This is a genomic window from Izhakiella capsodis, from assembly GCF_900115045.1.
GTDB classification, from domain to species: domain Bacteria; phylum Pseudomonadota; class Gammaproteobacteria; order Enterobacterales; family Enterobacteriaceae; genus Izhakiella; species Izhakiella capsodis.
Genome location: NZ_FOVC01000016.1, coordinates 16,964 through 27,411, shown reverse-complemented (window position 1 = coordinate 27,411; position 10,448 = coordinate 16,964). Strand labels below are relative to the sequence as shown.

At 50.4% G+C, this 10,448-nt stretch carries 13 protein-coding genes; all 13 read left to right on the top strand.

Translation table 11 applies throughout. The annotated features are described in order from the left end of the window. Positions 1 to 365 precede the first annotated feature (365 nt). The 13 genes from BM191_RS15715 to BM191_RS15655 all read left to right on the top strand — a co-directional run bounded on the left by BM191_RS15715 (position 366) and on the right by BM191_RS15655 (position 10,419). On the top strand, positions 366 to 863 hold the full coding sequence (locus BM191_RS15715; protein WP_230479619.1) for a hypothetical protein: 498 nt from the start codon (positions 366 to 368) through the stop codon (positions 861 to 863). A 132-nt stretch (positions 864 to 995) separates the two neighbouring features. Further along, positions 996 to 1,229: a phage holin gene (locus BM191_RS15710; protein WP_092879988.1), complete on the top strand. Its 234-nt coding sequence runs from the start codon at positions 996 to 998 to the stop codon at positions 1,227 to 1,229. Positions 1,230 to 1,231: 2 nt separating this feature from the next. Continuing rightward, positions 1,232 to 1,717 carry a lysozyme gene (locus BM191_RS15705; RefSeq protein ID WP_092879985.1) on the top strand — a complete coding sequence of 162 codons (486 nt, stop codon included), beginning with the start codon at positions 1,232 to 1,234 and terminating at the stop codon, positions 1,715 to 1,717. Continuing rightward, a complete protein-coding gene (locus tag BM191_RS15700) occupies positions 1,714 to 2,256 on the top strand; it encodes a hypothetical protein (RefSeq protein WP_092879982.1) in 543 nt (180 codons plus the stop codon). The genes BM191_RS15705 and BM191_RS15700 overlap by 4 nt, the downstream gene beginning before the upstream one ends. After that, positions 2,243 to 2,464, top strand: coding sequence for a hypothetical protein (locus BM191_RS15695; protein WP_092879979.1), 222 nt, complete (start codon positions 2,243 to 2,245; stop codon positions 2,462 to 2,464). The genes BM191_RS15700 and BM191_RS15695 overlap by 14 nt, the downstream gene beginning before the upstream one ends. Positions 2,465 to 2,541: 77 nt before the next feature. Further along, positions 2,542 to 2,814 (top strand): hypothetical protein, encoded by a 273-nt coding sequence (locus BM191_RS15690; RefSeq protein WP_092879976.1) that lies wholly within the window; start codon positions 2,542 to 2,544, stop codon positions 2,812 to 2,814. Between the two features lie 5 nt (positions 2,815 to 2,819). Continuing rightward, on the top strand, positions 2,820 to 3,362 hold the full coding sequence (locus tag BM191_RS15685; protein ID WP_092879972.1) for a terminase small subunit: 543 nt from the start codon (positions 2,820 to 2,822) through the stop codon (positions 3,360 to 3,362). A 250-nt stretch (positions 3,363 to 3,612) separates the two neighbouring features. Then, positions 3,613 to 4,623, top strand: coding sequence for a hypothetical protein (locus BM191_RS15680; protein ID WP_230479618.1), 1,011 nt, complete (start codon positions 3,613 to 3,615; stop codon positions 4,621 to 4,623). A gap of 12 nt (positions 4,624 to 4,635) precedes the next feature. After that, positions 4,636 to 6,051 carry an anti-CBASS protein Acb1 family protein gene (locus BM191_RS15675; RefSeq protein ID WP_092879966.1) on the top strand — a complete coding sequence of 472 codons (1,416 nt, stop codon included), beginning with the start codon at positions 4,636 to 4,638 and terminating at the stop codon, positions 6,049 to 6,051. Next, on the top strand, positions 6,048 to 6,869 hold the full coding sequence (locus BM191_RS15670) for a hypothetical protein (RefSeq protein WP_092879963.1): 822 nt from the start codon (positions 6,048 to 6,050) through the stop codon (positions 6,867 to 6,869). Before BM191_RS15675 ends, BM191_RS15670 begins: the two co-directional genes overlap by 4 nt. A 12-nt stretch (positions 6,870 to 6,881) precedes the next feature. Then, complete coding sequence (locus BM191_RS15665) at positions 6,882 to 8,498, top strand: NUDIX domain-containing protein (protein WP_092879960.1); 1,617 nt, start codon at positions 6,882 to 6,884, stop codon at positions 8,496 to 8,498. 12 nt (positions 8,499 to 8,510) lie between these two features. Further along, positions 8,511 to 9,371 (top strand): hypothetical protein, encoded by an 861-nt coding sequence (locus BM191_RS15660; RefSeq protein WP_092879957.1) that lies wholly within the window; start codon positions 8,511 to 8,513, stop codon positions 9,369 to 9,371. A gap of 16 nt (positions 9,372 to 9,387) precedes the next feature. After that, on the top strand, positions 9,388 to 10,419 hold the full coding sequence (locus BM191_RS15655) for a DUF2184 domain-containing protein (protein WP_092879953.1): 1,032 nt from the start codon (positions 9,388 to 9,390) through the stop codon (positions 10,417 to 10,419). The last annotated feature ends 29 nt before the right edge of the window (positions 10,420 to 10,448 follow it).

The window sequence follows — 10,448 nt, the reverse complement described above, 5'->3', positions numbered from 1 at the left end:
TTTTGTCTGGAGAGACGCTTGGGAATGAATGCGGGGTGCCATATCGGCCAACACCAGGGAAAATTTATACTTCAACTCAATATTACACATGAACTTTTCTGATGTAAATAAATCTATTTCGCTGCGTATTATCTTAACAAAAAATTTTATATTTTTAATTATTTTGTAACAACCTTACTAATTAAGGCACTGCTCACGCGGTGCCTTTTTTTATTCCGCGCCCTACCATTCACTGCAAACACACAGCTTAAACACTTTGGCAGCGGCGCTTTTCTTTCAACTATCAGCACCTTATGGGGGCTGGGATAATTTCCGATAGGTGGGGTATCATGCTAATCCGCTGCAATAATTTTTTGGAGAAATGCATGGGAATAACATTTAACGACCTCAAGGAAAAGCATCTGAAGTTAGGCCAGACTCAGTGGAAATTGCGCGAGAAGCTGCAAGGCAAAGCGTGTGAACTTGTGCGGGAATACAGTGAATCTTTGTCTCTACCCTCGGATGTCTGGAAAGACTCTGAAGGCAACGAGCATCCTTATGTAGAGATTGGGGTATGGAAAAAGCCAGGCGAGTTTGAATCTGTATCGCTCCCCCGATTGCCGATGGATGAAAATTACACGCTGAACTTTGTGATTTCCACAACACTCGATGATTCACCTTTGACTGGCGGACACCGGCACGGGGTCAGTGTTGCACTCCATTACGATAATGTTGTGCTCTGTGCAAGTGTCGGTAGTGGGGATGATACTGCTTACTTCAATGTATCGCCGAATCCTGGCGGTTTCTACGAGGTTTGCGGGGCTATTAAGGCGTTGATTAATACTGCAATTGTAAGGGAGACTCCAAAAGCCTACATCAATTGATGATGAGGACTTTACTGCACAATTCGTATAAATAATCAGACGTAAAAAAATTTCAGGGCTGCACTTCGGTGTGGCCCTTTTCTTTTCAACTGACAGCCACCCGAATCAGGGAGGTCAACTGTGATAAAAACTATGCAAGATAAAATTTCATCTGCGGCCTCTTACTGCACGTCGGGCGGCCTGATTTGCGGCGGCGTTTTCCAGTGGCTCCACGGCCTCGACTGGAATTTCATAGCACTGATTTGCGGTATCTGTATCGCTATCGCTACGTATATCACTAATCTGTACTTCAAGCGCAGGCAGACCAGGGCGTTTGAATCGGCTTTAAAGCGCGGGCTTATTACCGCGCCCCCGTCGGATGAATGAAAATGGGAATGTCTCCGTCGTTACGAAATAATCTCATCGCCGCAGCGGGGGGAGGGGCGCTGGCAATAGCCGCCGCGCTACTGCCAGCTCTTGAGGGTACAGAGTACAAGCCGTATCAGGATACAGGCGGGGTGTGGACGGTGTGCAATGGCATCACCGGCTCTGACGTAACCCCCGGAAAAATTTATTCGCAGGCTGATTGTGATGCACTGCTGCAAAAACATCTCAGGGTATATGCGCAGGCTGTTGAGCGCTCTGTAAAAGTTCCTCTGAATCACTATCAAAAAGCCGCACTAATCTCTTTTAGTTTTAACGTCGGCGTCAGTGCGTTTGAGCGCTCATCAGTGCTGAGAAATCTAAACGCAGGGCGCTATAAGCAAGCGTGCGACGGACTCCGGGGCTGGGTTTATGTTGATAAAACTAAAATTCAGGGGCTTGTTAACCGGCGCGAAGTAGAGCGCGAAATCTGTAACTGGGGCGCAAAGTGACGCAGCTAAGATGGGCGGCAATTGCGGGAATTTTGTCTGTGCTGACAGTAGCGCTTTTAGTATCCGGGCTGCTTCACTATCACAGCGAAGCGGCAAGCGCACAGGAAAGCATTAAGCAACTTCAGCGCGAAGCGAGCGGACAAGCTGAGATAATTGCATCACAGGCTTTCAGTTTTCAGCGCGCAAACTCTATCGCGGCGACAGCACAGCGAGACGCAACATTCATCAGAGAAGGCGCGAGGAAAAAAGAAATTGAATACAGGACGATACTCAAAACCCGCTCTACGTGCGATACCGCTATTCCTGCTGATATCACTGTCCGGCTGCTCGACTACACGAACAGTTTACGTACCCGCGCGATGCACGCCGATCCCGTCAATTCTGACAGTGCCCGTTCTGGCCCCACTGCCACCGGCACCCTGACTTATTGCCAGGCGGTGCTGTGGATTAATCCGCTGCTGGCAACGATAGAGCAGGCTAACAATCAGCTGGCGGGAATAAGAGAGATAGAAAAGGTTCGTCAGAATGCAATTCATTAACCGGCTGAAAAGCCTGTTTTTTACACACAAAGAGAAGAAAGCAATGACTGATACAGTTGTAGAAGTTCCTGAAGCCACCCCAAGCGCCGAATTTAAAACAGGCGTAGAAGATTTTGAGAAAGCATTTGAGTTCGTCACCGCAGGCGTTAAAACGCTCGGAGACGCAGCGAAAGACGAATTAAAAGCGCTGGCTAAGAAATACCTGTAAAGCCTGAACAGAATTAAGAGGTCGCCAATCGGCGGCCTTTTTTATTCTATGCGGAAGTATTGCGGAGGAAGTATTTGATGGAAACTGTAAAGATAGAAGGGTGGAAGGTCGAGCTATTTGACGACCCAAGTAAATTGAGTTTTATAGCAGGAGAACTACCTAAACGGCCATTTTTCATCGGGTATTCAAGAGAACGATTTAACCCTGATAATTTTCAGGATAAAGAGTTTATTACACTATATGTAAATCGCCACGCCCCGGATACTTGCACATTGCGTCTTAGCAGAGTTTTTGAAGTTCGCTGCACCCCGGTTTATGCCCGCGAAACAAATACATCAATCGGAGAGTAACAACGATGGCAGAACTAAAAGGGAAAAAAAAGCTGTTCTGCCACGCTTACGTTCTTGATATGAACGCGACACAAGCAGCCATCCACGCAGGCTATAGTGCACGGACGGCATATAGCATAGGGTCGCGTTTACTATCAGAAGCAGCGGTAAAAGAATGCATTAACAGGCTTAAGCAGGACCGGATTGATCAATTAAATATAGACGCGAATTATGTATTACTGCGCTTATATGAAATTGATCGAATGGACGTGCTGGATATTTTGAATGACGACATGTCTGTTAAACCGGTCAGTAAATGGCCAGCGGTGTGGCGTCAGTATCTGAGCGGCTTTGATCTGGCGGAAATGTTTGAAGGGCAAGGGGATAATCGCGATATTGTCGGCGTTCTAAAAAAAATAAAGTGGCCGGATAAAGTTAAAAATCTTGAGTTGCTGGGCAAACATGTGACAGTTCAGGCGTTCAAAGAAAGCGTTAAAAATGAGATTACAGCCCCGGACGGTTCGAATGGCATAATCATCAAACTTGTTAACTCCCCTGATGACGACTGAATACACTATAGAATTTCTGCCATTTCACAGCAGGCAGAAAAGCATTTACCGCACGTCGGCTAAACGTAAAGTGATCCGCGCGGGGCGTCGTTTCGGCAAAACAACGATGCTCGAACAGTGCGCTGGGAACTGGTCAGCGCACCGCATGCGGGTAGGGTGGTTTGCACCCTCTTATAAAATACTTCTCCCTTCTTACAAGACGATACGCAATCTCTTGAAGCCGGTGACGGTCAGCGCAAGCAAAACCGATATGATTATCGAGCTGATCGGCGGCGGGCAGGTAGAGTTCTGGACCTTGGACAATCCAGACGCCGGGCGGTCCCGCAAATATCATAAAATTATCATTGATGAAGCGTCGCTGGTTAAAAAAGGGATGCGCGACATCTGGGAGCAGGCCATTGAACCGACGCTGCTTGATTATGATGGCGATGCAGTCATGGCCGGTACGCCGAAGGGCGTAGATGATGAAAACTTCTTTTATCAGGCGTGTAACGATAAAGCGCTGGGCTGGGAAGAGCACCACGTACCTACTACCGCTAATCCACAAATTAAGCCGTCTGCCTACGCGCAAATTGTGGCAGGCAAGCCCCCGCTTGTCGTTCAGCAGGAATATTTAGCCGAGTTTGTAGACTGGCGCGGACAGAACTTCTTTAAGCTTGACTGGTTGCTTGAAAACGGCGAATCGGTGGACTACCCGGCGCACTGCGATACCGTGTACGGCGTCGTGGATTGCGCTCAAAAAGGCGATATTAATAACGACGGTTCGGCCTGCATCTGGTTTGCGCTCATCAATTATCCGATCCCACATCTGATAATACTCGACTGGGAGATCATTCAGATAGACGGCTATTTTCTGAAAGACGTTGTACCGCAGTGGGTGAATAGAACAAAACATCTCGCTGAGATATGCCTGGCGCGGATGGGTAGCACGGGGTTGTTTATCGAAGATAAAGCCACGGGTATTACTTTGCTTCAGCAGGGCGCTAACGAAGGCTGGAACGTCCATCCGATTGACAGCGGTTTAACTGCACTGTCTAAAGAGTCACGCGCAATAAACATATCTGGCTACGTGGCATCGGGAAAAGTACGCGTATCTAAATACGCTTACGAAAAAATATCAGAATATAAGCAGTCGAAGAAAAATCATCTGTTAACGCAGGTTCTTCAGTTCATCATTGGCGAAGTTAATCAGGATGATGACCTTTTCGATTGTTTTAACTACGGCGTAACACTCGGCCTCGGTAACGGCGAGGGCTTCTGACGGGACCTACTTATGTACGAAGATGATTTCGCGTTCGGCAGCGACTCGACGGAGCTTATTAAGCTTCTGGAAAGCGACGATATCCAGCCAGGTATAACCGCCGGATATCAGACGTGTAAAACGATCTATCTCTATCACCCCCTGGGCGGAAAAATGGTAGACCGTCCGGTCAAAATGGCAATGAACGAACCCAGGGCGGTCCACGTCGCGCAGGCATTCGGGCTTGAGCAGCGTCTGCGTGATGCGTTTGAAAGAGAATGGAAAGCCCTTAATGCCAACCGACACATCGCTAATGCTGCGCGTATCGCCCGAATTTACGGCGTTTCGGCCGTGGCGATGCTTGTGGATAATCAGTCGCCGGACGAGTCGCTGGATTATCGCACGCTGTACAAGCATAACGTGAGTTTTAACGTTCTTGATCCGCTTAACACCGCGGGCAGTATCGTGCTGAATCAGGACCCCAATGCGCTGGACTTTCAGCGTGTCGAGGGCATCAGAGTCGCGGGGAAACCGTATCATAAATCGCGCTGTGTGGTTGTGCAGAACGAAGACCCGATTTACTTAGCGTATAACGCGGCGGCTTTTGGTTTCAGCGGTCGCAGTGTCTATCAGCGTGCATTATACGCGCTCAAGTCTTTTATACAGACAATGCGCACAGACGACATGGTAGCCGCAAAGGGTGGGCTACTGGTGACAAAAATACAGAATCAAAGTTCTATTGCAAACAGTGTGATGCAAAAGCTTAACGGCATTAAACGCCATATGCTTAAGCGGGGAAAAACCGGCGAAGTGCTGCAAATTGGGGTGCAGGATAGTATTGAATCCATTGATCTGAGCAATCTTGAAAAACCACTGGACTCCGCTCGCAATCATATACTTGAAAATATCGCCGCTTCCGCCGATATGCCAGCTATCATTCTGAACTCAGAAACATTTGCACAGGGGTTTGGAGAGGGAACGGAGGACGCGCGATCTGTCGCGGTATACATCGATAATATCCGGGGGTGGCTGGAGCCGCTTTATGACTTTTTCGTCAGGGTATGTCAGTACCGCGCCTGGAACATCGAGTTTTTCCGTTCCCTGCGTGCTGATTTTACAGAAATCGAGGATACATACAGCGTCTATTTTTCAAGATGGATTAACAACTTTGAATATAGATGGCCCTCGTCTCTGAAAGAGCCTGAAAGCGAAAAAGTTAAGGTAGATGAAATACGCTTTAAAGCTATCGTGAGTATGCTTGATGTGCTTTTACCGCAGTTGAATCGGGACGTTGAAAACCGCGCGGCGCTGGTAGAATGGGCGTGCGAAAACGCCAACGCCAACGAACATCTTTTCCCGCAACGTCTCGATCTGGATTTTGATGCGCTACGAGACAATCCCCCCGCACAACCTGTACAAAATGAGCCGGGGGGTGGGATGATGCTATGAGAACTTTTACCCGAAAAGTCAGGGAGGCCGTCAGATACTTCCTACGAAACGGCTATTCGTCCAGGGAAGAGCTGGAGTGCTGGCAAAGCGTTATCCGGGACGCGGCGGAGGGTGAGACATCCAGTGATTATCTCGACAGGGTTTCACGTCACCTCCGGCATACCTATGAAATGCAGATCAGCCACGCTAAAGCGCTGAAACGTCATCCCGGGGTTTCCCGTTTCACACTTAACTACATTGAGCCAAAACTAAAAACAGAGCTTGACAGGCGAATATTAGCGAGCGTTGATTTGATAAAGCTGAACCGGCAAAAAGCGATTGCTACGACGCTCTCGCGGTTCAGCGGGTGGGCCAGTAGTATCCCCCCTGCGGATTCGATAGCGCTACGCGGTGTACAAGGCGCGATGCTAAAAACAGCGGAACACATCCAGAAAAGTGCAGAGCAGGTCGATTTTGAAGCGCGTCGGGTGATGATTGATCAGAATCACAAGCTGATAGCTAATATCGATAACGTAATCGCAACAGATAATAACGCAATTGCCGCGGTCTGGCACAGCCACTGGCGACAGCCCGGATATGACTACCGGCGGGACCACAAAGAGCGGGACCAACTCACATATCTTATCCGCGGCAACTGGGCGCAGAAAAAAGGCTATATCAAACCCGGCAATGCGGGCTATCTGGATGAAATTACCCAGCCGGGTGAAGAGGTTTTTTGCCGCTGTTACGTTACCTACATTTACAACCTTCGCAGTATCCCTCAAGAAATGCTGACTAAAAAAGGTAAGCAATTTCTGGAGTCCTTAAAAGCAGCATAGGAGCATTAATCCGTGGCTATTTCTGGCAGCGGGATAATGTTTCGTCAAGGTGAGTTCGTCTTCCTGATCCAGCGCTCAGACGATGGAATGTGGTGCATACCCGGCGGCGACGTTGCGCCGGGTGAGCTTGCTGTAGACGCAGCACGGCGAGAAGTACAGGAGAAAGTGGGTTATCAGTACGACGGCCCGCTGACACCGGAAAGTGTTTCCGGTGATTATCTCACGCTGCGCGCCACCGTGCCCGATCAGTTTGACGCAGTAATTAACGACGAGTCGCTTGGCGCTGGATGGTTTCATATTGACGATTTGCCGAAGCCGTTGCATCAGCCCTTTGCAGAGGTTTTGTCAGGGCAATCGCTCAACGAAACCGAAGTGGCCGCGCTTATCGCTGACGGAACATTAAGCAGCCCGCAGTATTTTATCAACATGTGGATGTTCGCCATCCGGGTGACAGGAACAGGGGTTACCTGGCGCTCCGCAGACCAACAGATGACCTTTCGCAATCCGGATGACTATCTCACCCCCGAATTTCTCCAGCGTGTGGCCGGGTTACCTCTAATCTGGCTGCACCCCGAGAAAAATACGCTCGATAGTGATGAGTTCGCAAAACGCGTTATCGGCACCCTGACCAACAGCTGGGTTGCTGATAATGGCGAGGTGTGGGCCATTGCGCGCGTATACGACGCCGAGGCTGCCGAAATTATGGCGACCCGGCAATTAAGCACCTCCCCAACCGTCAAATTTGTTGAGGTGCCCGATTCAATCATTGAGATCGACGGTCAGCCTCTACTGGTGGAGCCATCCCCTGAGCTGCTCGACCACGTTGCAATTTGTGAACAGGGGGTGTGGGACAAACTCCTGGCCCCTACTGGTGTTAAATCTGATTCCATTCCAAATGAGGCTGAAAAGATGGACGAGGAAAAGTTTGTACAGATGTTTAATAAGTGCATGGACGCACGCGAAGCGAAAGCCGACGCGGAGGCTGAAAAAGCCAAAGCCGATGCAGAAGCGAAAGAAAAGGAAGAGAAAGCGGAAAAAGCTGATTCTGAGGCGAAAGAAGCAGAAGAAGCCAAGGCCGACGCAGAAGAGAAGGGCGCCAAGGAAAAAGCCGACGCGGAGGCCAAAGAAAAGGCAGATGCTGAAGAGGCTGAACGCCTGGCAAAAGAGAAAGCAGATTCTCAGCTTCGCAATGAGATCGCGGAGTTACGCGCACGCATTCCGACTGAGCTAAGCGACTCCGAGCGTAACGAAGTGGCTGACGCACAGGTAAAAGCCGATAGCGTGTTTTCAGGTTTCGGGAAGCGCGCACCGATCCCACTCTCCGGTGAAAAACCGCTGGCTTACCGCAGGCGGCTGATGGTGCAACTACAGGAGCATTCCCCTGATTTTAAAACCGTGGATTTATCGTCAATCGCCGATTCCGCACTGCTGGGATTTGCTGAGAAGCAGATCTACGCCGACGCACAGAAATCAGCGAGTTTGTCTGTCGCACCCGGCACACTGCGCGAAATAAAACGCGCGGATGCAACAGGGCGTCAGATTAGTACGTTTGAGGGCGATCCGTCAGCAGCATGGGCACCCTTCAAAGCGGGTAAGCGTCAGGTCACCGGATTTAATAACCAGGCTTAAAAGGAGTAATTAATGGCAAGTTTATCTCTTAATCCGATGGCGACAACTAACGCCCTCGGTTCTTTTGGTGTGCAGTCTGACGGGTACATCCAGGGCGTAGCGCTGGACGACCCCGCAAACCGCTTCAATCTTGCGGCGGGAACGGTAGCGGAAAACGAGACACAGCCGCTGTGGGGCGGGCTACCCGTTGCCGAAAATTTGCCCGGGACAAATTCCAGCCCGCGAGGGTCAACAATTCGCAGAGCGGTATCTCTGTCGGAAATTGAAGGTTTCACAGTATTCAATCAGGCGCATAACGGGCTTACCACGCCTCAGTCACCGGTGCCGCTGTATGCGTCAGGCATGAGCGTTTCTTACTATCGGCTTGGCTCGAATATGCGCGTGCCGCTAAAAGCTTCTCCGGAGGTGGTTGCGCTGGGTACAGCCGGGGCATCGGTAAAAACGCCGTTGGCGTGGGATTTTGTTAACAGTCAGCTGACAACCGCAGCATCCGCCGGATTTTCAGGCGCTGATATCGCTACAACGGCGATTAGCTATGAAGATGGCGTTGCTAAAGCGACTACGGCATCCGCGCACGGGCTGGTAGCAGGACAGTACGTAAAAATAAGCGGTGTGGCCCCTGAAGCGTACAACGGTACTGTGATCGTTTTGTCAGCGCCCACTACTACCTCGTTCACTTATACCCCTGTGGGGACCCCGTCCGGCCCTGCGACTACGCAAGGAAATATGGGTGCCGTAGCGCTCACTGATATTGCATTGCCCGTGAAACTGATCGCTATTGAATCGGGTAACTCAAAGACCGTCAGTTATGACAGCGTGAAGGGCTTTCTGACGTGGAAAAACGAAGACAGCTGCGCGCTTGTCTTATTATAATCCGGAGCAAAATTAAATGGCTGCAATCACTCCCAGTTACACTATTGTCAATCCGTCGTATATCGCGCCGGAGATGATAATTGGCTATCAGCAGGCGTCCGGCGCGTTTGAAGCTATCGCCAGCGGCAATCCTCAAATACGCCTCGGCGTTGGCGATCAATACGCTTATCTGCGCCGTCTTGATATCCGCACGCAGGTCACATCAAGCCAGTCGGGAAATGGAAATCAGCTTCCCAGCGTGGCACTTGAAACCCGAATGATATCTACACCTACCTATCTTTTTCGTTGTCGCGGAATTTATGATCATCACGATATGGCGGCGGCCGGGAACTGGAATATCGCATTACCGGAAGCACAGCGTTTAGGTATGCGTCAGGGTATTTTTCAACAGCTACGATCCGCGTTGCTGAACGGCATGAATCCAGCAGAGGGCGAAGGGCTGCTGAATACTGCTGGCGCGACTACGGAAACTCTCCCCGCTGATACCAGCGGTAACGCAACGGTATTATCGTACGATCACGGACAAATGGCGGTCTATCTGCTCGGGCATGTGCAGGCAGCGCTAACCCGGACGATGCAGCTCGGACGCCAGCAGCGTGTAGTAATACTTGGCCCGCAAAGGGTACTGGGCGCGATGGAGATTCAGCAAGTTGTTCAACTGACATCTTATCAGCGCCCCGGCGGCGGTACTGATACCGTGGGTAACATGGTAGAAGAGGTGCTTAAAGGTGCTAACGTTCGGGTTGACTGGGTATATGACGATACGCTTATCGGCGCGGGTGCGGGGAATACCGATGCCGTGATTATTACGGTTCCCGAGGTTGAGGTGCCGATGACCAATTCAACGGTGAATGCTAACGAATTTGCCAGGTTGTCCCCGTCTCTCGCGGCTAACGCGCTGATGTTCTGCGACATGGCGGCACCGCGTGAAATTCCGACCCCTATCCCCGGCGGCGCGGTTGATGTGCTGTCAGAAATGCGCTCAACATCGGGCTGGGCTGTGCGCCCGGAAGCCATAACCGTCCTTTCGATGAAATACAGCGCCTGATCTATTGAGAATTAAACAAGCCTCCGCCG